At 72.3% G+C, this 22,011-nt stretch carries 14 protein-coding genes; 12 read left to right on the forward strand and 2 right to left on the reverse strand.

What is annotated here, in order from left to right; genetic code table 11:
* The first annotated feature begins 123 nt into the window (after positions 1 to 123).
* The 9 genes from rimP to H4687_RS33600 all read left to right on the forward strand — a co-directional run bounded on the left by rimP (position 124) and on the right by H4687_RS33600 (position 12,431).
* On the forward strand, positions 124 to 633 hold the full coding sequence (gene rimP, locus H4687_RS33560) for a ribosome maturation factor RimP (protein WP_046913124.1): 510 nt from the start codon (positions 124 to 126) through the stop codon (positions 631 to 633).
* A 2-nt stretch (positions 634 to 635) separates the two neighbouring features.
* On the forward strand, positions 636 to 1,622 hold the full coding sequence (nusA, locus tag H4687_RS33565; protein WP_013000332.1) for a transcription termination factor NusA: 987 nt from the start codon (positions 636 to 638) through the stop codon (positions 1,620 to 1,622).
* Between the two features lie 148 nt (positions 1,623 to 1,770).
* Positions 1,771 to 2,067 (forward strand): YlxR family protein, encoded by a 297-nt coding sequence (locus H4687_RS33570; protein WP_167358649.1) that lies wholly within the window; start codon positions 1,771 to 1,773, stop codon positions 2,065 to 2,067.
* Positions 2,068 to 2,214: 147 nt separating this feature from the next.
* Entirely contained in the window at positions 2,215 to 5,352 is a 3,138-nt protein-coding gene (gene infB / locus H4687_RS48185) for a translation initiation factor IF-2 (RefSeq protein WP_078907351.1), read from the forward strand.
* A 196-nt stretch (positions 5,353 to 5,548) separates the two neighbouring features.
* Positions 5,549 to 5,842, forward strand: coding sequence for a DUF503 domain-containing protein (locus tag H4687_RS33580; protein WP_046913123.1), 294 nt, complete (start codon positions 5,549 to 5,551; stop codon positions 5,840 to 5,842).
* 60 nt (positions 5,843 to 5,902) lie between these two features.
* Entirely contained in the window at positions 5,903 to 6,349 is a 447-nt protein-coding gene (gene rbfA, locus H4687_RS33585; protein ID WP_005479664.1) for a 30S ribosome-binding factor RbfA, read from the forward strand.
* Positions 6,346 to 7,260 (forward strand): tRNA pseudouridine(55) synthase TruB, encoded by a 915-nt coding sequence (truB, locus tag H4687_RS33590; RefSeq protein WP_046913122.1) that lies wholly within the window; start codon positions 6,346 to 6,348, stop codon positions 7,258 to 7,260. Before rbfA ends, truB begins: the two co-directional genes overlap by 4 nt.
* Before the next feature lie 264 nt (positions 7,261 to 7,524).
* The gene (locus H4687_RS33595; protein ID WP_050398730.1) at positions 7,525 to 11,343 is read left to right on the forward strand and encodes a trypsin-like peptidase domain-containing protein; all 3,819 of its coding nucleotides are present in this window, start codon (positions 7,525 to 7,527) and stop codon (positions 11,341 to 11,343) included.
* 134 nt (positions 11,344 to 11,477) lie between these two features.
* Complete coding sequence (locus H4687_RS33600; protein WP_078907352.1) at positions 11,478 to 12,431, forward strand: bifunctional riboflavin kinase/FAD synthetase; 954 nt, start codon at positions 11,478 to 11,480, stop codon at positions 12,429 to 12,431.
* A 131-nt stretch (positions 12,432 to 12,562) separates the two neighbouring features.
* On the opposite strand, the gene H4687_RS33605 is transcribed toward H4687_RS33600, so the two are convergent.
* Both H4687_RS33605 and H4687_RS33610 read right to left on the reverse strand, forming a co-directional pair.
* Positions 12,563 to 16,357: an SCO5717 family growth-regulating ATPase gene (locus H4687_RS33605; protein ID WP_318787719.1), complete on the reverse strand. Its 3,795-nt coding sequence runs from the start codon at positions 16,355 to 16,357 to the stop codon at positions 12,563 to 12,565.
* 579 nt (positions 16,358 to 16,936) lie between these two features.
* Complete coding sequence (locus tag H4687_RS33610; protein ID WP_050398031.1) at positions 16,937 to 17,230, reverse strand: DUF397 domain-containing protein; 294 nt, start codon at positions 17,228 to 17,230, stop codon at positions 16,937 to 16,939.
* A gap of 488 nt (positions 17,231 to 17,718) precedes the next feature.
* On the opposite strand from H4687_RS33610, the gene rpsO reads away from it, so the two are divergent.
* From rpsO to H4687_RS33625, 3 genes are all read left to right on the forward strand, one after another.
* Positions 17,719 to 18,006, forward strand: a complete 288-nt coding sequence (gene rpsO, locus H4687_RS33615; protein ID WP_046913577.1) for a 30S ribosomal protein S15 — start codon at positions 17,719 to 17,721, stop codon at positions 18,004 to 18,006.
* Between the two features lie 409 nt (positions 18,007 to 18,415).
* The gene (locus H4687_RS33620; protein ID WP_046913578.1) at positions 18,416 to 20,635 is read left to right on the forward strand and encodes a polyribonucleotide nucleotidyltransferase; all 2,220 of its coding nucleotides are present in this window, start codon (positions 18,416 to 18,418) and stop codon (positions 20,633 to 20,635) included.
* On the forward strand, positions 20,632 to 22,011 hold the full coding sequence (locus tag H4687_RS33625; RefSeq protein ID WP_046913579.1) for a M16 family metallopeptidase: 1,380 nt from the start codon (positions 20,632 to 20,634) through the stop codon (positions 22,009 to 22,011). Before H4687_RS33620 ends, H4687_RS33625 begins: the two co-directional genes overlap by 4 nt.

The raw sequence follows: 22,011 nt of genomic DNA on the forward strand, positions 1-22,011 counted from the left end.
CCCGCCCTCCCGCGGCCACCGTCCGGGGCCGGAGGCGGACGGCAACACCCCAGTGGAGCGGCTACCCTTTGACCTGACACGCGCCCTACCCACAACAGCACACGCGGCCGAGGAGTCACCCGGATGAGCACCACCCAGAGCGAGAGGCTGCGAGAACTGCTGGAACCGCTCGTACGCTCCCAGGGCCTCGATCTCGAAGAGATCGCAGTGGACTCGGTCGGACGCAAGCGGGTGCTGCGCGTGGTCGTCGACTCGGACGAGGGCGCGGATCTGGACGCGGTCGCCGACGTCAGCCGCGCGATCTCGGCCGCGCTGGACGAGACGGACGCGATGGGCCAGTCGGAGTACACCCTGGAGGTCGGGACGCCGGGCGCCGAGCGCGCCCTCACCGAGCACCGCCACTACCGGCGTGCCGTGGACCGGCTGGTGAAGTTCACGCTCCGCGAGGACGGGGAACTGATCGCCAGAATCCTGACCGTGGACGACGACGGCCTCGACCTCGAAGTACCCGGTGTGAAGGGCCGCAAGGCCACCACCCGCCGGCTCGCCTTCGACGAGATCGACAAGGCCCGTGTCCAGGTCGAGTTCAACCGCAAGGACAAGAAGGACATGACGGAAGAGGAGGAGGCGTAGCCGTGGACATCGACATGAGCGCCCTGCGGGGCTTGGTACGGGAGAAGGAGATCTCCTTCGACCTGCTCGTCGAGGCGATCGAGGCGGCCCTCCTCATCGCCTACCACCGCACCGAGGGAAGCCGCCGTCACGCGCGCGTGGAGCTCAACCGGGAGACCGGCCATGTGACCGTGTGGGCGAAGGAGGACCCCGAGGACCTGGAGGAGGGGCAGGAGGCGCGCGCGTTCGACGACACCCCGTCGGACTTCGGGCGCATCGCCGCCACCACCGCCAAACAGGTGATCCTGCAGCGGCTGCGGGACGCGGAGGACGACGCGACGCTCGGCGAGTACGCGGGGCGCGAGGGCGACATCGTCACCGGTGTGGTCCAGCAGGGCCGTGACCCGAAGAACGTCCTCGTCGACATCGGCAAGCTGGAGGCCATCCTGCCGGTGCAGGAGCAGGTCCCGGGCGAGACGTACCAGCACGGCATGCGGCTGCGGTCGTACGTCGTGCGGGTGGCGAAGGGCGTGCGCGGTCCCTCCGTGACGCTCTCCCGCACCCACCCCAGCCTGGTGAAGAAGCTCTTCGCGCTGGAGGTGCCGGAGATCGCCGACGGGTCCGTCGAGATCGCCGCGATCGCCCGCGAGGCCGGTCACCGCACGAAGATCGCCGTCCGCTCCACCCGCAGCGGCCTGAACGCCAAGGGCGCCTGCATCGGCCCGATGGGCGGCCGGGTGCGCAACGTCATGGGCGAGCTGAACGGCGAGAAGATCGACATCGTCGACTGGTCGGACGATCCGGCGGAGATGGTGGCGAACGCGCTCTCCCCGGCCCGGGTCTCCAAGGTCGAGGTGGTGGACCTCGCGGCCCGCTCCGCGCGGGTGACGGTGCCCGACTACCAGCTGTCGCTGGCGATCGGCAAGGAGGGCCAGAACGCCCGCCTCGCCGCCCGTCTCACCGGCTGGCGGATCGACATCCGGCCGGACACCGAGCAGCCGTCGGAGTAATCACCCGATCGGACGTCCGAACGGGTCACCCGGGAACACTCCGGGGGCCGGGGAACAGATCCAAGCCGCATGTCGTTTGGATCACGACAACAACCGTTCGATTTTTGCCCCCAAGGGGTGAGGTCGGTGCGGGGAGGTAGACTTAGCAGTGTCTGGCCGGACGCACGCCCGCGCATGCCCTGAACGCACCTGTGTGGGGTGCAGGCGGCGATCGGCCAAGACCGAACTGCTGCGGGTCGTGGCGATCGAGGACGAATGCGTCCCCGATCATCGCGGTACGCTGCCCGGCCGGGGTGCGTACCTGCACCCCGCCCAGGTCTGTCTCGACCTGGCGGTACGCCGCCGGGCGTTCACGCGGGCGCTGCGTGCCCCGGGAGCGCTCGACACAAAGGCGTTGCGCCGATACGTGGAGCAGACAACAGTTGCCGAGCAGGCAACACCGTAAGACGCGTCGCGCGGAACCTCCGTGCGGCCCTGGTACCCCGCGAGTTGGAAGTAGGTCGAGATTGCGATGAGCACTCGATGAGCACGCGATGAGTACGCCCATGAAGTAGCGACGGTCCGGACGCACCCGGACCTAAAAAGGAGCGAAGTGGCTAAGGTCCGGGTATACGAACTCGCCAAGGAGTTCGGGGTTGAGAGCAAGGTCGTCATGGCCAAGCTCCAAGAGCTCGGTGAATTCGTCCGTTCGGCGTCCTCGACGATCGAGGCGCCCGTTGTACGCAAACTGACTGACGCCCTCCAGCAGGGCAGCGGCGGCGGCAAGCCCGCGCCGCGCAAGGCCGCCCCGGCTCGTCCGGCGGCCCCCTCTCCCGCGCAGGCCGCGCGTCCGGCCGCCCCGCGCCCGGGTCCGGCAGCGCCGAAGCCCCCCGCCGCGGAGAAGCCCGCCGCGTCGGCTCCGGCCCCGGGTCCGCGCCCGCTGCCCGGTCCCAAGCCGCCGACGCCGAAGCCCGCTCCGGCCTCCCCGGCCCCGAGCGTGCCCGAGTTCCAGGCGCCCCCGTCGGCTCCGGCCGCCGCCGCCTCCGCCCCGTCCGCTCCGCGTCCGGGCGCCCGTCCCGGTCCGGCGGCGCCGCGTCCCGGTGGTCAGCGTCCGGGTGGTCCCGGCCAGGATCGTCAGGACCGTGGTGACCGCGGTCAGGGCCAGCGTCCCGGCGGCCAGCGTTCCGAGCGCCCCGGTGGCGCCGGCGCGCCCAAGCCGGGCGGTGCCCGTCCGGCCGGTCCGCGTCCGGGCAACAACCCCTTCACCTCCGGTGGCTCGACCGGTATGGGACGCCCGCAGGCGCCCCGTCCGGGCGGCGCTCCGCGTCCCGGCGGCCCCGGTGGCGCCCAGGGCGGCGGTCCGCGTCCGCAGGCTCCCGGCCAGGCTCCCCGCCCCCAGGGCGGTCCCGGTGGCGCTCCGCGTCCCCAGGGCGGTCCGGGCGGTGCCCGTCCCACTCCGGGCGGCATGCCCCGTCCGCAGGCGCCCCGTCCCGGCGGCGGCCCCGGCGGCAACCGTCCCAACCCCGGCATGATGCCGCAGCGTCCGGCTGCCGGCCCGCGTCCCGGCGGCGGTGGCCCCGGCGGCCGCGGTCCCGGTGGCGGCGGCGGTCGTCCCGGCGGTCCCGGTGGCGGCGGCGGTCGTCCCGGTGGCGGCGGCGGCTTCGCCGGCCGTCCCGGTGGCGGCGGCGGCTTCGCCGGCCGTCCGGGCGGTCCCGGTGGCGCCGGTGGCGGTGGCGGTTTCGCCGGTCGTCCCGGTGGTCCCGGTGGCGGCGGCGGTCGTCCCGGCTTCGGTGGCCGTCCCGGTGGTCCGGGTGCCCGTGGTGGCACGCAGGGCGCCTTCGGCCGTCCCGGTGGTCCCGCGCGTCGTGGTCGCAAGTCGAAGCGGCAGAGGCGCCAGGAGTACGAGGCCATGCAGGCCCCGTCGGTCGGCGGCGTGATGCTGCCTCGCGGCAACGGACAGTCCGTCCGCCTGTCGCGCGGTGCGTCGCTCACCGACTTCGCCGAGAAGATCGGCGCCAACCCGGCATCGCTCGTCGGCGTGATGATGAACCTCGGCGAGATGGTCACTGCCACGCAGTCCGTCTCCGACGAGACGCTGAAGCTCCTCGCGGACGAGATGAACTTCATCCTCGAGATCGTCAGCCCGGAGGAGGAGGACCGCGAGCTGCTCGAGTCCTTCGACATCGAGTTCGGCGAGGACGAGGGCGACGAGGAAGACCTGGTGGTCCGTCCGCCCGTCGTCACCGTCATGGGTCACGTCGACCACGGTAAGACCCGCCTTCTCGACACCATCCGCAAGACGAACGTCGTCGCGGGCGAGGCCGGCGGTATCACGCAGCACATCGGCGCGTACCAGGTCGCGACCCAGGTCAACGACGAAGAGCGCAGGATCACCTTCATCGACACCCCGGGTCACGAGGCGTTCACCGCCATGCGTGCCCGTGGTGCGAAGTCGACCGACATCGCGATCCTCGTGGTGGCGGCCAACGACGGTGTGATGCCCCAGACGATCGAGGCGCTGAACCACGCCAAGGCGGCCGACGTGCCGATCGTGGTCGCGGTCAACAAGATCGACGTCGAGGGCGCCGACCCGACCAAGGTGCGCGGTCAGCTCACCGAGTTCGGTCTGGTGGCCGAGGAGTACGGCGGCGACACGATGTTCGTCGACATCTCCGCCAAGCAGGGGCTGAACATCGACTCCCTGCTGGAGGCCGTGGTCCTGACCGCGGACGCCTCGCTCGACCTGCGGGCCAACCCGGAGCAGGACGCGCAGGGCATCGCGATCGAGTCCCACCTCGACCGCGGCCGCGGTGCCGTCTCCACCGTCCTCGTCCAGCGCGGCACGCTGCGCATCGGCGACACGATGGTGGTCGGCGACGCGTACGGCCGAGTCCGGGCGATGCTCGACGACAACGGCAACAACGTCGAGGAAGCGGGTCCGTCGACCCCCGTCCTGGTCCTGGGTCTCACCAACGTCCCCGGCGCCGGCGACAACTTCCTGGTCGTCGACGAGGACCGCACGGCACGTCAGATCGCCGAGAAGCGCGCGGCGCGTGAGCGCAACGCCAACTTCGCCCGGCGTGGAGTCCGGTTCTCCCTGGAGAACCTGGACGAGGCCCTCAAGGCCGGTCTGGTGCAGGAACTCAACCTCATCATCAAGGGCGACGCGTCCGGTTCGGTGGAGGCTCTCGAGTCCTCACTGCTCCAGCTCGACGTCGGCGACGAGGTCGACATCCGTGTCCTGCACCGCGGTGTGGGTGCGGTCACCGAGTCCGACATCAACCTGGCGACCGGCTCGGACGCCATCGTCATCGGCTTCAACGTCCGCGCCGCGGGCCGCGCACAGCAGATGGCGGAGCGCGAGGGCGTCGACGTCCGGTACTACTCGGTGATCTACCAGGCCATCGAGGAGATCGAGGCGGCCCTCAAGGGCATGCTCAAGCCGGAGTACGAGGAGGTCGAGCTCGGCACGGCGGAGATCCGCGAGGTCTTCAAGTCGTCCAAGCTGGGCAACATCGCCGGTGTCCTGGTCCGCTCGGGCGAGGTCAAGCGCAACACGAAGGCTCGACTCGTCCGCGACGGCAAGGTCATCGCGGAGAACCTCAACATCTCCGGCCTGCGTCGCTTCAAGGACGACGTCACCGAGATCCGCGAAGGGTTCGAGGGCGGTATCAACCTCGGCAACTTCAACGACATCAAGATCGACGACGTCATCGCGACCTACGAGATGCGCGAGAAGCCGCGGTCGTAACCAGCGGTGGTCCATGCCGGCCGGGGGTGACCTGTTCACCCCCGGCCGGTGTGGCCGTTCCTGGGGGCTTCGCCCCCTCGGGCCCCCCGAACAATCCCGTCGAGGGTCCGCGCCTTTCGATGTACGGTTCTGATGTTCCCGCCCGCGATGCGGCCGGGCCGTCTATCCCGTACCGGCGGGTGAACCGGACACACACATGTACGTGGGGACTCTGTCCTTCGATCTCCTGCTCGGCGACGTACGGTCGCTGAAGGAGAAGCGCTCCGTCGTCCGCCCGATCGTGGCCGAGCTGCACCGCAAGTTCGCGGTGAGCGTGGCGGAGGTCGACCATATGGATCTGCACCGCCGGGCCGTGATCGGGCTGGCGGTGGTGTCGGGTGACACGGGGCACCTGACCGACGTACTCGACCGGTGCGAGCGACTGGTCGCGGGGCGTCCCGAGATCGAACTGCTCTCGGTCAGACGGCGGTTGCACGGTGACGACGACTGACCGGTCGCAGAGACCATTCAAGAACCAGCAGTAACGCAGAACGAGCTAGGAGACGGACCAGTGGCCGACAACGCGCGTGCCAAGAGGCTGGCGGACCTCATCCGAGAGGTGGTGGCCCAGAAGCTGCTGCGCGGGATCAAGGACCCGCGGCTCGGCTCCCACGTCACCATCACGGACACCCGGGTGACCGGCGACCTGCGGGAGGCGACCGTCTTCTACACGGTGTACGGGGACGACGAGGAGCGGGCGGCCGCCGCCGCGGGGCTGGAGAGCGCCAAGGGCATCCTCCGCTCCGAGGTCGGCCGTGCGGCCGGTGTGAAGTTCACGCCGTCCCTCACCTTCGTGGCCGACGCCCTCCCGGACACCGCCAAGACCATCGACGACCTCCTCGACAAGGCGCGCGCCTCGGACGCCCAGGTGCGCGAGACCGCGTCGGGCGCGAAGTACGCCGGTGAGGCCGACCCGTACCGCAAGCCGGAAGACGACGAGGACGACGCCGCCGAATGACCGAGCAGCGCCAGAAGAACACCACGCCCGACGGCCTTGTCATCGTCGACAAGCCGTCGGGCTTCACTTCGCACGACGTCGTCGCCAAGATGCGCGGCATCGCCCGGACCCGGCGGGTCGGGCACGCGGGGACGCTCGACCCCATGGCCACCGGGGTCCTCGTCCTGGGGGTGGAGAGGGCGACCAAGCTGCTCGGTCACCTCGCGCTCACCGAGAAGGAGTACCTCGGGACCGTCAGGCTCGGGCAGACGACGGTCACCGACGACGCCGAGGGCGAGATCACGGCGTCGGTCGACGCGTCGAAGGTCACCCGCGAAGCCGTCGACGCCGGAGTCGCGGAGTTGACCGGACGGATCATGCAGGTGCCGTCCAAGGTCAGCGCCATCAAGATCGACGGCGTGCGGTCCTACAAGCGGGCCCGGGACGGCGAGGACTTCGAGATTCCCGCCCGGCCCGTCACCATCTCCTCCTTCGCCGTGTACGACGTCCGGGACGCCGTCGCCGAGGACGGCACCCCGGTGCTCGACCTCGTGGTGTCGGTGGTGTGCTCCTCCGGGACGTACATCCGCGCCCTGGCCCGCGACCTGGGCGCCGGGCTCGGTGTCGGCGGCCACCTCACCGCGCTGCGCCGCACCCGCGTGGGGCCGTACAAGCTGGACTCCGCGCGGACCCTCGACCAGCTCCAGCAGGAGCTGACCGTGATGCCGGTCGCCGAGGCCGCCGGCGCCGCGTTCCCCCGCTGGGACGTGGACGACAGGCGGGCGGGGCTGCTCCTGAACGGGGTGCGGCTGGAGATGCCCGAGGAGTACGCCGAGCGCGGGGCCGTCGCCGTCTTCGACCCCGCCGGCCGCTTCCTGGCCCTGGTGGAGAGCCAGAAGGGCAAGGCCAAGAGCCTGGCCGTCTTCGGCTGAGGGACGCCGCCCCGAGGGGTGCGGGCACCTGTCGGAGCCGAGCGTGGAGCGGCGGTCACGGGGACTGCTGTTCCCGCCGCTCCACGTTCCCCCCTCGGTTCCCCCACCCAGAGGTGTATCCATCCGCCCGGGGCTATTCACCCCTTCGTGCAGGCGCTCGGAGTGAACCGAGGGAGCGGAAGGGGGCGCGTTCGCCGCGCGATCTGTTCCGCTGATCTTCACGTGCCTACCGTCGGAACACAGGTACGACGGGGAGGTCAGGACATGGCGGTACGGGGCCGTCGGGCGACCGACGACGGCCGTCGGGCGGCGCGGGACGAAGTCCTGGTGCGGGTCGGCGATCTGGCGGGACGACCACGCGGCACGGGCTTCGTCGCCGACCACCACGGCACGGTCGTCACCAGCCACGAGGCGGTGGACGGACTGGCCCGCATCGTGGTGCACGCCGCCGGCGACCGCGTCTGTGTGGTGACCTCCGACGCGGTGACCGCGCTGCCCGCCCTCGATCTCGCCCTCATCCGCACCGAGGGGCTGTGCGTGGACCCGCTGCCCTTCGCCCTGCGGGACGAGGTCGCGACGGGCACGTACGTCCGCATCGCGGCCGGCGGCTGGCGCGAGGCACGGGTGCTTGGCACGGCGGACGTCACGTACACGGCGACCGACGGTTTCCATCTGCTGCGCGGCGCCCTGGAGCTGGCGATCGGGACGGCCGGGAGCGAGGCGCTGCGGCTGGGCGGGGGCGCGGCCGGCGGACCCGTTCTCGACGTGACCACCGGCGCCGTGGTGGGCGTGCTCGGCACGGCGCTTCAGGCACCGCACCGCACCACCGGTTTCGCCGTACCCCTGCGCGACTGGCGGGCCGAGCGGCCACTGGCCGAGCTGCTCGCCCGCAACGCGGCGACCGTGGGCGCGTACGGCACCGATCTCAACCTGGCCGGGGTGCTGGAGCTCACGGCCACCACCGTGGGATCGGACGGGCCGGGGGCGGGAGCCGGAGCCGTCGCGGCGGCCGGTGCCGACCCGGTCGAACGCGCCGATGTCGTACGGGAGTTCACCGCCTTCGCCGACGGCCCCGCCACGGTCCTCGGCCTCGTCGGCCCACCCGGCAGCGGGCGTACGACGGAGCTGGCCGCCCTCGCCGCCCGGCGCGGCCGGGGCCCCGAGCCCGCGCCCACACTGTGGCTCCGCGGCGCCGACCTCCTGTCCGACGACGACTCCGTGGCGGACGCGGCACGACGCGCGCTGGAGCGGGCGGGGCGGATCGTGGCCGCGTCGGCGGGGTACGGGGGCGGGGCGGCGCCGGCGGCGTTCGCGGCCTCGACGGCCCCGCAGGGGTCCGGCACGCCAGGAGCTTCCGCGGCTGCGGAGGACGGGCTCGGTGCGGCGGGAGGGGCCTCGTCCGGCCGGTACGGCGGTGAGCTGGGGGACATCCGGCCCGAGCGGCTCGCCCGGCTCGCCGTGGCGGAGGGACGACCCCTGCTGCTGCTCCTCGACGGGCCCGAGGAGATGCCGCCGACGCTCGCGCACCGGCTGGCCGAGTGGACCGCCGGGACGGCACGGTGGCTGCGGGAGAACGGGGCCCGGCTCGTGGTGGCCTGCCGCGCCGAGTACTGGGAGCGGGCCGGGGCGCGGTTCCCGGCGGAGCTGCTGCACGGCGAGGCGGCCGGCGCAGAGGAACAGTCGCTGCCCGCCTGCGTACGGCTGGGTGACCTGACGGAGAGCGAGGCCCGGCGGGCCAGGCTCCGGTACGGGCTCCCCGAGGACGCGCTCGCCGGGCCCGACGCCCGGCACCCGCTCACCCTGCGGCTCCTGTCCGAGGTGCGGGCGGCGCTCCCGGCCACCCCGGGCGGGCGGCCCGGCGAGGATGGCGCCCTCGCCGGGCCGGACCACGCCGCGGCACCCTCCGCCGGCGCGGAAGCCTCCCGCGCCCCCTCGGGACGGCCCGGCCGGGACGAGGTGCTGGGTGCCTACCTGGATCTGATGTGTCTGCGCGTCGCCGTGCGGCTCGCCGCGGTGAACGGCGTACGGGGGACTGCCGTGCGGCGGCTCGCGGCGCAGGTCTCCGGACAGGTGCACGAGGCGGCCCGGCGATGTCTGGGCCCCGGCCAGGGAGAGCTGGACCGGACCGCGTTCGAGGCGGTGTTCCCCTGGGGGCCGGTGCCGGGGCGGCGGCTCGGCGGCACCACCGGCTGGGCCTCGGCCGTGCTCACCGAGGGACTGCTCGTCCCGGCGGGCGACGGCTACCGCTTCGCCCACGAGGAGCTGGCCGACTGGATCCAGGGCGCCCACCTGGACCTCGACGCGGCCCTGCACGCACTGGTGCACCGCGACTGGGTCGCGCAGGCCGAGGCTCGGCGAGGCTGGGGCACGATGCCCTCGGAGGCCCGTGTCCGCCGCCACGCCCGCCGGGCCACCCGCAACCTCCCCGTGCCCCGCCACCGCGTCGGCCCCGTCGTCCACGCCCTGCTCCTCCTCGCCCGGCACCAGGGCCCCACCGAACTCGCCGGGCGCCTGGAGGAGTTGCTGGACGCCCTCGACGCACTGCTGCCACCGGGCTCCCCGGCCCCCGACGACCCCACCTGGTGGGCCACCCGCCTCCTGTCCGAGGTGCTGCTCCGGGTGCCCGACGCGACGCCGTACACCCGGGTGCTGCGCTTCCTCACCGAGCGGATCGGGGCCTGGCGGGCCCAGGACCGGGGCGTGCCGGGGGAGTTCGGGCCGGACTTCTGGGCGGCGCTGCCGCTGCCCGAGGCGGAACGGTTCGACCTGCTGCGACGCCTGGTCGTCGCCGACCCGGCCACCGGCGAGGGGCCCCGCTACCTCGACGTGGTCTCCCGGCTCCTCGCGGCCCGCCCCGCCGTCGTGCAACCGCTGCTCACCCGCTGGTTCCTGGACGACACCCCGCTGGTCGCGACCCCCGACGCCACCGTGGCGACGGCCGCGCAGGCGCTGCTGCACACTCATCGGCGATGCGCCCTGGACGACCTCACCGAGGCGCTGGTCGACCGTGCGCACCGGCGCGGCGACGAACTGCTCGCGGTGCTCTCCGAGGAGGAACCCTCGGCGGTGTGCCGGGCCGTCGACCGATGGGCGCACGACGACCGCCCGGCCCGGCGGGTCGCCGGGCTCGCGTACGGGCTGCGGACCGCTCCGCACGTGGAGACGGAGGCCGACCGCGGGTTGCTCCGCCATGCGGCGCTCGCCCTGCTGGGCCGCCCCGCCGATGTCACCCTGCACGGCGGTGCCCTCGCCCTGCTCGTACGGGATCCGCTGACCCGGCCGCGGTATCTGCCGCAGGCGCTGGAACGCTTCGCGGCCGGGGACCCGCAGCTGCCGGCGAGCGCCCTGGTCACCGCGCTCGCCACCCACCCGGACCCGGTCCTCGACGCCTTCCGCGCCCGGCTGCGGACCCCGGGCGCCGAGGGCGCGGACGGCGAGGCCCTGCGCACCCTCGCCGAGGTCACCACGCCCGGACTCGCGCGCCGCGTCACCGTCCTGGTCCGGGAGGTCGTCGAGCGGCGCCCGGAGGTGGCCGGGCACGTGGCCGCATACGTCGATCGCAGGCTGGAGCACGGCCCGGGGACCCGAGCCGTGCTGTTCCCGCTGGTCAGCGGCCTGATCGTGGACGGCCCCGTGCAGGTCCGCGCGGCCCTCACGGCGGTCTTCGCCGAGGCGGGCACCCCTGCCTCCGGCCCCCTGCGGCGCGAACTGCTCGACCTGGTGATGGCCACCGAGCGGGACCCGTCCGTCCTCGACGCCCTCCTGCGGGCGGCCGCCGCGCGCGGCGTGACCACCGATGCGGAGGGGACGGAGGGCGCGGAGGGCATGGAGGGGACCAGCGACGCCGCGGCCACCCGCCTGCTGGTCCACCGGGTCGGGCTGCTGCTCGTGCGTACGCCGGAAGGGGCGACCCGGTTCGACTGGGCGCTGGTCGACCTGGCCCGCCATGTGCCCGGTTTCGCGGGGCTGGTGGCGGGCTGGCTGAGCGGCACACCCCAGGAGTGGGCGGCGGTGGTCGGGCCGAGCACCCGCCGGATGATCGAGAACCTGGCGGGCGTACAGGGGGTGCGGGTACCCGCGTGAACCGGGCCGACTTCCCGTGCTCCGGGTCACAGCACGGATGCCGATGCGGGGCGAGAGCACCGGGCATGGCACCCTTAGACCTGCGCAAGGGTTAGGCGTCAATACGGACACGGGTTCGACGAGGAGCGGTCACAGTGCAGCGCTGGCGTGGCTTGGAGGACATCCCCGAGGACTGGGGGCGCAGCGTCGTCACCATCGGTTCCTACGACGGGGTGCACCGCGGGCACCAGCTGATTCTCCGGCACGCCGTGGAACGCGCCCGCGAACGGGGCGTTCCCGCCGTCGTCGTGACCTTCGACCCGCACCCCAGCGAGGTCGTGCGCCCCGGCACCCATCCGCCGCTGCTCGCCCCGCACCACCGCCGTGCCGAACTCATGGCGGACCTGGGCGTGGACGCGGTGCTGATCCTGCCGTTCACCTCCGAGTTCTCGCGGCTGTCCCCGGCCGACTTCGTCGTCAAGGTCCTGGTCGACAAGCTGCACGCCAAGGCCGTCGTCGAGGGCCCCAACTTCCGCTTCGGCCACAAGGCCGCCGGAGACGTGGCGTTCCTGGCCGAGCAGGGCAAGACGTACGACTTCGAGGTCGAGATCGTCGACCTGTTCGTCACCGGTGAGGCGGGCGGCGGGCAGCCGTTCTCCTCGACCCTGACCCGGCGACTGGTCGCCGAGGGCGACGTCGAGGGCGCGCGCGAGATCCTCGGCCGGCCCCATCGCGTCGAGGGCGTCGTCGTCCGCGGTGCGCAGCGCGGCCGTGAACTGGGCTTCCCCACAGCCAACGTGGAGACGCTGCCGCACACCGCGATCCCCGCCGACGGCGTCTACGCCGGCTGGCTGCACATCGACGGCGAGGCCATGCCCGCCGCGATCTCCGTCGGTACGAACCCGCAGTTCGACGGCACCGAGCGCACCGTCGAGGCGTACGCCATCGACCGCGTCGGACTCGACCTCTACGGCCTGCACGCCGCCGTCGACTTCCTCGCCTTCGTGCGCGGCCAGGCGAAGTTCGACTCGCTGGAGGCGCTGCTCGTGGCGATGGGCGAGGACGTGAAGAGGTGCCGGGAACTGATCGCGGCGTACCGGCCGGAGTAGCGACGGTGGTCGGCTCCGGCCGTCCGAAGCCGAAGCCGGAGCCGAAGCCGGAGCCGACAGAGGGCCCGTAGCGTTCACGATCCGTGAACGGTACGGGCCCTCTGTTCGTCTTCCCCGACTCCTGCCGCCTCCTACTGCTGAGGCGGAGCCGGCGGGTAGGACTGACCCGGCTGCGGGTGCTGTGGTTGTTGCGGTGGGTAGGGCTGTCCGGGAGCCGGCTGGCCGGGGTGACCATAGGGCTGCGGGGCGGGGGCCTGGCCGGGGGCCGGCTGACCCGGGTAGGGCTGGCCGGGGTACGGCTGGCCCTGCTGCTGCGGATACGGCTGCTGGCCGGGATTGTGCTGACCGGGAATCTGCTGACCGGGAATCTGCTGGCCGGGCAGAGGCGGGGCGACCACCGGCGGCGGGTTGCCGTCCGAAGTCCACAGGCCGTGCGACTGCTGGTGCCTGGCGATGTCCTCGGCGACCATCGCGGCGAGCGTGAAGTACGCCTCCCGCACCTTCGGCCGCATCATGTCGAGGTCCAACTCGGCGCCGGCCGACAGGTGTTCGTCGAAGGGCACGACGACGACACCCCGGCAGCGCGTCTCGAAGTGGGAGACGATGTCGTCCACCTTGATCATCTTGCCGGTGTCGCGCACCCCCGAGATGACCGTGAGGGAACGGGCCACCAGGTCCTGGTACCCGTGCGCGGACAGCCAGTCCAGCGTCGTACTGGCGCTGCTCGCGCCGTCCACGGACGGCGTCGAGATGATGATGAGCTGGTCGGCGAGGTCGAGCACCCCGCGCATGGCGCTGTAGAGCAGGCCGGTGCCGGAGTCGGTGAGGATGATCGGGTACTGCTTGCCGAGGATGTCGATCGCGCGCCGGTAGTCCTCGTCGTTGAACGTCGTGGAGACGGCGGGGTCCACGTCGTTGGCGATGATCTCCAGCCCTGAGGCAGCCTGCGAGGTGAACCGCCGGATGTCCATGTACGAGTTGAGGTACGGGATCGCCTGGACGAGGTCACGGATGGTCGCCCCGGTCTCGCGCCGCACGCGACGGCCGAGCGTTCCGGCGTCCGGGTTGGCGTCGATCGCGAGGATTTTGTCCTGCCGCTCGGTGGCGAGCGTCGAGCCGAGGGCCGTGGTGGTCGTCGTCTTGCCGACGCCGCCCTTGAGGCTGATGACCGCGATGCGGTAGCAGGACAGCACCGGCGTCCTGATCAGCTCCAGCTTCCGCTGCCGCTCGGCCTCCTCCTTCTTGCCCCCCAGCCTGAACCGCCCGCCCCCGGACGCCGGGCGGCTGCTCTTCGTCTTCTGCTTCTTGCTGTTCAGCAGCCGGTCGGACGACAACTCCACCGCGGCCGTGTAACCGAGCGGCGCCACACCGGGGTTGGTGGGCTGCCGCTGATCATGCTGCACGGGCTGCGGCCAGGCCGCGCCTGCGCGGGGGTCAACGGGGGCGGTGGGAGCGGTGGGAGCGGTGGGCGTTGTGGGATACGGCTGCCCCCCAGGCTGACCGGGTTGACCCGTGTACTCCGGGTGGCCGGGCTGGGCGGGGGGCTGAGGGAAGCCGTAACCGCTCGGGGGAGCAGGGGAGTTGGGCGGCCCCTGAGGCGCCGGGGCGCCGGGCGGGAAGCCGTAGCCGGGCTGAGGGGCGGGCTGTTCGGGGTGGCCGGGCTGGGCGGGGGGTTGGGGGAAGCCGTAGCCGGTCTGTTGGGGGAGGGGTGCTTGCGGGGGTGCGGGTGCGTCGGGCTGGGGGAAGCCGTAGCCCGGGGCGGGTTGTGCCGGGGGCGGGGTGGGCGCGGGGGTGCCGGGTTGCCCGCCGGGCTGCGCGGGCTGGGCGGGGGGTTGGGGGAAGCCGTAGCCGGTCTGTTGGGGGAGGGGTGCTTGCGGGGGTGCGGGTGCGTCGGGCTGGGGGAAGCCGTAGCCCGGGGCGGGTTGTGCCGGGGGCGGGGTGGGCGCGGGGGTGCCGGGCTGCCCGCCGGGCTGCGCGGGCTGTGCGGGGGGTTGGGGGAAGCCGTAGCCGGCCTGTTGCGGGACGGGGGCGTGCGGCGGGACCGGCGCACCAGGTGGCGGGAAGCCGTAACCGGCGGGGGACGGGGTGTGGGGTGCCTGGGGGGCTGCCGGCTGCTGGTCGGGCGTGGGTGCCGGGGCCGGGGTGACGGGCGTGGCGGAGGCGTGCGGTGGTGCGGGGGGCACGGGGGCGCCGGGGGTGCCGGTCGTTCCGGTGGCCTCGGGTGACGGAGGCAGACCGGGGGCAGCGGGGTTGTCGGGCGGCAAGGGTGCGCCGGGGGTGGCCGGTGCACCGGAGGCAGCGGGGGTGCCTGTGGTGCCGGGCGCGCCGGGTGGCACAGGGCCTCCGGGGCTGGCCGGCGCACCGGGTGTGGCAGGTGCACCGGGCCCACCAGAGGTACCGGGGGTGGCATCGACCGGGTTGCCCCAGGCGGCAGGCGCACCCTGGGGAGCCTGCGGGGGGAACGGCTGCTGCTGGGGCGGCGGCACCGGCTGTTCGCCCTGGGCGGCCGCGGGCTGCTGGTTCGGCACCGCGGGATGCACCGGCGCCGTCGGCGCGACCGGCGGCCACTGCGCTCCCGCGGCGGGCGCCGGCGGCGTGGCCAGTTGGTACGCGGGCGGCAACGGCGGAAGCGCACCCTGCTGCGCCGGAGGCGTCCAGGCGGGAGGCGTCTGCGGTACGCCACCGGGGGCGCCCGGAGCGGGCGCGGCGTCCTGGGGCGCGGCCGGCTGAGGCGCGGCGGTCTGCGGCATCGCACCCGGGGACTCGACGGTGCCGGGGGCGCCGCCGACAGGCTCGGCAGGAACGGCGTCATGCGGAACCGAGTTCTGCGGCGCCAGATCCTGCGCAACGGCTGCCTGAGGTACGGCGCCCTGAGCGGGTGCATCCTGCGGTACGGCGCCCTGAGCCGGTGCCTCCTGCGGGACGGCATTCTGCGGGACAGGAATCTCGGCCACGGCATCCTGCCGGGCGACCGCACCCGGCTCGGCCTCGCCGGAGACCACATCCGGCCGCTCGGCACCGTCGGCCGACGCACCCTCGTGGTCACCGGTCTCTACGGCACCGGTCTCTACGGCGTCGGCCTCGCCAGACGCGTGCGCACCGGCCGACCCCTCGGCGCCCACACCGCCGTCGCTGCCCTCGCCCGCTCCGCCCTGAGCGTCCTGGCCCTCGCCGGACGACACCACGGGCTCGGCGGGCTGGGTGACAGCGCCAGCGCCGGCATCCGCGTCGGCACCGGCGCCCCCCGCACCCTGAGGCGCCGTCTCCACGGCCGTACCGGCTGCCGTCACGTCCCCGGGGCCGGAAACCTCGGAGTCGGAGCGCGCGGCGCTCGCCGGCTCCCCGCCCGTCACCTGCGGCGCGTTCAACTCGAAGTCACCGGCACTCGCCGCACCCTGGGCGGCACCCGCGTCAGAGCCCGCACCAGAGGTCGTACCCGCACCGGAGGCACCCTGGGCGGCAGCGCCATCCCCGACCTCGCGCTTCATCGCGGCAGCGGAGATCCGCATGGTCGCCCCGCTCTCGATGTCCCCGTCGCCCTCACCATCGGCGCCGGCCACGGGCGCGGCGGCCGTCGGAGGCCATGGAGGCGGATACGAACCGGGCACACCGGACATGTCGAGAGGAGCGCCGACGGGCGGCGCGAACGGCAGCCCGATCGGCGGCCGCACGGAACCGGCGACCGGAGCAACGCCCCCCGCACCGGCCGCACCGGTACCCGCCCCCGCACTCGTGTCAGCACCAGCACCAGCACCCGCACCCGGTTCCACGCCGGCCCCTCCCGGAGAGGCGTTCTGCGTGTACCAGGCAGGCGGCGCGTAGTCGATGGTGAACTCGCCCGTCATCTCGATGGCGGACTCCGCGTCGGGCTGGTCATCGTCGGGTGTGGCCCAGCCCCCGCGCATCCCGTCCCGATCGCTGCTCACAATTCCTCCTGGTGTGGTCGAGCACCCTCATGCCGTGCTGGGGCGACCGTTCCTGTCGTCTGATGTCGCCGGGCTGATCCCCCCTCGGGCCCCGGGCCAAGTCACACAGCCCGTACCACCCGCGTGCGGGCAACTCGCGACGTGCTGCACCCCAGCCTAATCATCAGGAGCGCGGGCCCGGCAGGCCCGTCTCTCCCGACCGGCTCACCCGAAGCACCCAAGCAGCCTGAAAAGGGAGCAACTTGGGCATGCTGCCCAGACTGGATCTTCGCGCGCCCGACTTGTCCCACAGCCGGAGCGGGCTCCCCGCGCACACAAGACCCACACAAGCCGAGACCCACACAAGCCGAGACCCACACAAGCCGAGACCCACACAAGCCGAGGCCCACACAAGGCGGGGGCCCGCACAGAACAAAAGGACCGACGCAAACAAAGGGAGCGACACAAACAAGAGGGCCGACGCAGAACAACAAGTGGACCGACGCAAAACAAGAGGGGCAGGCAGCCGACCCCGGCTCCCCGCCCCTTCGCCCGATCCGCGCTTCGCCCGATCCGCGCTTCGCGCCCGCGCCCGGCCCTCTACGCAGCCGGCGCCCCGTCCCCCGGTGCCGGCTCCAGATCGAACTCCCCGTCCCGCGCCCCCAGTACGAACGCCCGCCACTCCCCCTCCGTGTACCGCAGCACGGTGTCGGGGTCGAGTGAGGACCTCATGGCCACGGCGCCCTCCGGGAGGTAGGCGATCTCGACCCGCTCCTCCTGATCCTCGGTCCCCGGCGCGCTGTGCCACTCGACGCCGGAGATGTCGAGGGCGTACAGCTCGTCCTTCTCCCGCTCCTTGCGCGCCTTGAGTTCCTTGTCCTCGGCCTCGGCCATCGCGGCTGGGTCCCTTCGTCCGTGCCAACGAGCTTCGCGTCGACGAGCTTCGTGTCAACAAGCTGTCAGGTCACCCTACTTGTCCTCGTTCGCCCTGGTCAGGGGTTTGCCGATGTCCGCACAGCGCACCGTCGGCGACAGCGTGGTCCCCGGCCCGGCCGCTTCCCGCCCGCCCCTTCGGGATAAAGGTTTCTCCCTCACGTCAGCGGCTTCTCCCTCACGTCAGCGGCTTCACCCCCACGAAGCGGTCCGGGGTGCGACGGCCACGACGGTCGACGCTCGGCGCCGAAGGCGATCCGGGGCGCGCACGGCCCCCGGTCCGACGTACCCCTCCAAGCTGGTATTCTGTCCCGTGGCCGTTTGTGTGCGCACCTCCGGACTCCGGAGGTAGCCCCCAGCGGACCCCCGCCACCCGAGTCACAGAAGCCCCCCTGAGACGCAGACCAGGGGCACTCGGTGGCATCAACGAGACTCATGAGGAGTATCGCGTGTCGCTCGACGCCGCTACGAAGAAGCAGATCATCACCGAGTTCGGTACCAAGGAGGGCGACACCGGCTCCCCCGAGGTCCAGGTCGCGATGCTCTCCCGCCGCATCTCGGACCTGACCGAGCACCTCAAGGCCCACAAGCACGACCACCACTCCCGCCGTGGTCTGCTGATCCTGGTCGGTCAGCGTCGCCGTCTGCTGCAGTACCTCGCCAAGAAGGACATCCAGCGCTTCCGTGCGCTGGTCGACCGCCTCGGCATCCGCCGCGGTGCGGCGGGCGCCAAGTAGGACGCCGTGAGGGGAGCGGTTCCCGGGAGATCGGGGGACCGCTCCCTTTGCTGTAGGCACCGGAAATCCGCCGGCCCCGCCGACCCCGTCGGCAGGGGGCGCGCGGCCCCGACGCACGCGGGACGTACGGGCGGAAACGTGCGGAGTGTCACCACCCCTTTGTAGTGTGGTAGCACAACGCAAGAGGCACGACACAGCGTGAGGCGCCCGGAGGGCGACGCACGCACACGTACGAGGAGAAGCGCACCTCGCCGCCGCCGGTCCTCGGTAGTGGCCCCCGGGAGATTGCGAACCCGAGGGCTTCGATCGAAGACCGGCCCGCACCAGACGGCGCGCTTCTCCGCCACCGTCCCCCTGCCACACGGGCAGGCCCAGGGACGAAAGACGAAAAGTATCGGAGAATTTGCTAGTGGAGAACGAGACCCACTACGCCGAGGCCGTCATCGACAACGGCTCCTTCGGCACCCGCACCATCCGTTTCGAGACGGGCCGTCTGGCCCGCCAGGCCGCCGGCTCCGCCGTGGCCTACCTGGACGACGACACCATGGTGCTGTCGGCCACCACGGCTTCCAAGAACCCCAAGGACCAGCTCGACTTCTTCCCCCTCACGGTGGACGTCGAGGAGCGGATGTACGCCGCCGGCAAGATCCCCGGCAGCTTCTTCCGCCGTGAGGGCCGTCCCTCCGAGGACGCCATCCTCACCTGCCGCCTGATCGACCGCCCGCTGCGCCCGTCCTTCAAGAAGGGCCTGCGCAACGAGATCCAGGTCGTCGCCACGATCATGGCGCTCAACCCCGACCACCTGTACGACGTCGTCGCGATCAACGCCGCGTCCGCGTCCACGCAGCTGGCCGGTCTGCCCTTCTCCGGTCCGATCGGCGGCGTCCGCGTCGCGCTGATCAACAACCAGTGGGTGGCCTTCCCGACGCACACCGAGCTGGAGGACGCCGTCTTCGACATGGTCGTCGCCGGCCGTGTCCTGGAGGACGGCGACGTCGCGATCATGATGGTCGAGGCCGAGGCCACCGAGAAGACGATCCAGCTGGTCCAGGGCGGCGCCGAGGCGCCTACCGAGGAGGTCGTCGCCGCCGGTCTGGACGCCGCGAAGCCCTTCATCAAGGTGCTCTGCAAGGCCCAGGCCGACCTCGCGTCGAAGGCCGCCAAGCCGACCGGCGAGTTCCCGGTCTTCCTCGACTACCAGGACGACGTCCTGGAGGCGCTCACCGCCGCGGTCAAGGACGAGCTGACGCAGGCCCTCACCATCGCGGGCAAGCAGGAGCGCGAGGCCGAGCTGGACCGCGTCAAGGGTCTGGCCGCCGAGAAGCTGCTCCCGCAGTTCGAGGGCCGCGAGAAGGAGATCTCCGCCGCGTACCGCTCGCTGACCAAGTCCCTGGTCCGTGAGCGCGTCATCAAGGACAAGGTCCGCATCGACGGCCGCGGCGTCACGGACATCCGTACGCTGGCCGCCGAGGTCGAGGCCATCCCGCGCGTGCACGGTTCGGCGCTGTTCGAGCGTGGCGAGACCCAGATCCTGGGCGTCACCACCCTCAACATGCTCCGGATGGAGCAGCAGCTCGACACCCTCTCCCCGGTGACGCGCAAGCGCTACATGCACAACTACAACTTCCCGCCGTACTCCGTCGGCGAGACCGGCCGCGTCGGTTCCCCGAAGCGCCGCGAGATCGGCCACGGCGCCCTCGCCGAGCGCGCCATCGTGCCGGTGCTGCCGACGCGCGAGGAGTTCCCCTACGCGATCCGTCAGGTGTCCGAGGCCCTCGGCTCCAACGGCTCGACGTCCATGGGCTCGGTCTGCGCCTCCACCATGTCGCTGCTGAACGCCGGTGTGCCGCTGAAGGCCCCCGTCGCCGGTATCGCCATGGGCCTGATCTCGCAGGAGATCAACGGCGAGACGCACTACGTCGCCCTCACCGACATCCTCGGTGCGGAGGACGCCTTCGGCGACATGGACTTCAAGGTCGCCGGCACCAAGGAGTTCGTCACCGCCCTCCAGCTCGACACCAAGCTGGACGGCATCCCCGCCTCCGTCCTGGCCGCCGCCCTCAAGCAGGCCCGTGACGCCCGCCTCCACATCCTCGACGTGATGATGGAAGCGATCGACACGCCGGACGAGATGTCCCCCAACGCCCCGCGGATCATCACCGTCAAGATCCCCGTGGACAAGATCGGTGAGGTCATCGGCCCCAAGGGCAAGATGATCAACCAGATCCAGGAGGACACCGGCGCCGAGATCACGATCGAGGACGACGGCACCATCTACATCGGTGCCCAGCAGGGCTCGCAGGCCGAGGCCGCCCGCGCCACGATCAACGGCATCGCCAACCCGACCATGCCGGAGGTCGGCGAGCGCTACCTGGGCACCGTCGTGAAGACGACGACCTTCGGCGCGTTCGTGTCGCTGCTCCCGGGCAAGGACGGTCTGCTGCACATCTCGCAGATCCGCAAGCTCGCCGGTGGCAAGCGCGTGGAGAACGTCGAGGACGTCGTCGGCGTGGGCTCCAAGGTCCAGGTCGAGATCGCCGAGATCGACTCCCGCGGCAAGCTCTCCCTCATCCCCGTGATCGAGGGCGAGGACGGCTCCGAGGACAAGAAGGACGACGGCGACAAGTGACGTCCCGTAGCTCCCAGGCGACGGCCCGCACCTCCACGGAGGCGCGGGCCGTCGCCCGTACCCAAACCCTGATCAAGGGCAGAGACGGCATCGGCACGGTCCGCAAGACCACCCTCCCGGGCGGCCTGCGCATCGTCACCGAGACCCTGCCGTCCGTGCGCTCCGCCACCTTCGGCATCTGGGCGCACGTCGGCTCCCGCGACGAGTCGCCCGCGCTGAACGGCGCCACCCACTACCTGGAGCACCTGCTCTTCAAGGGCACCTCGCGCCGCAGCGCGCTCGACATCTCCTCCGCGATCGACGCGGTCGGCGGCGAGATGAACGCGTTCACGGCCAAGGAGTACACGTGCTACTACGCGCGCGTGCTCGACACCGACCTGCCGCTCGCCATCGACACGGTCTGCGACATGCTCACCGGCTCGCTCATCCGCGAGGAGGACGTCGACGTGGAGCGCGGCGCCATCCTCGAAGAGATCGCGATGACCGAGGACGACCCGGGCGACTGCGTGCACGACCTGTTCGCACACACCATGTTCGGCGACACCCCCCTCGGCCGCCCGGTCCTCGGCACGGTCGACACCGTCAACGCCCTCACCGCCGACCGCATCCGCCGCTTCTACAAGAAGCACTACGACCCGACCCACCTCGTGGTCGCCTGCGCGGGCAACGTCGACCACAACAAGGTCGTACGACAGGTCCGCGCGGCCTTCGAGAGCGCCGGCGCCCTCACCCGCGCCGATGCCACCCCGATCGCCCCGCGCGAGGGCCGCCGCGGCCTGCGTACGGCCGGCCGGGTCGAACTGGTCGGGCGTAAGACCGAGCAGGCGCACGTCGTCCTCGGCATGCCCGGCCTCGCCCGCACCGACGAGCGTCGCTGGGCCCTCGGCGTCCTCAACACCGCGCTCGGCGGCGGCATGTCCTCCCGTCTCTTCCAGGAGGTCCGGGAGAAGCGCGGCCTCGCCTACAGCGTGTACTCGTACACGTCCGGCTTCGCCGACTGCGGCCTCTTCGGCGTCTACGCCGGCTGCCGCCCGTCCCAGGTGCACGACGTGCTGAAGATCTGCCGCGACGAACTCGACCAGGTCGCCGAGAACGGGCTGCCCGACGACGAGATCGAGCGCGCCATCGGCCAGCTCCGCGGCTCCACGGTCCTCGGCCTGGAGGACACCGGCGCGATCATGAACCGCATCGGCAAGAGCGAGCTGTGCTGGGGCGAGCAGATGTCCGTCGACGAGATGCTGACCCGCATAGCGATGGTGACCCCGGACGAGGTCCGCTCCGTGGCCCGCGAGATTCTGGGCCGGCGGCCCTCCCTGTCGGTGATCGGCCCGCTCAAGGACAAACAGGCGTCCCGTCTCCACGAAGCCGTCGCCTGA

Origin of the sequence: Streptomyces stelliscabiei (assembly GCF_014873495.1) — a bacterium.
Classification (GTDB): Bacteria; Actinomycetota; Actinomycetes; order Streptomycetales; family Streptomycetaceae; genus Streptomyces; species Streptomyces bottropensis.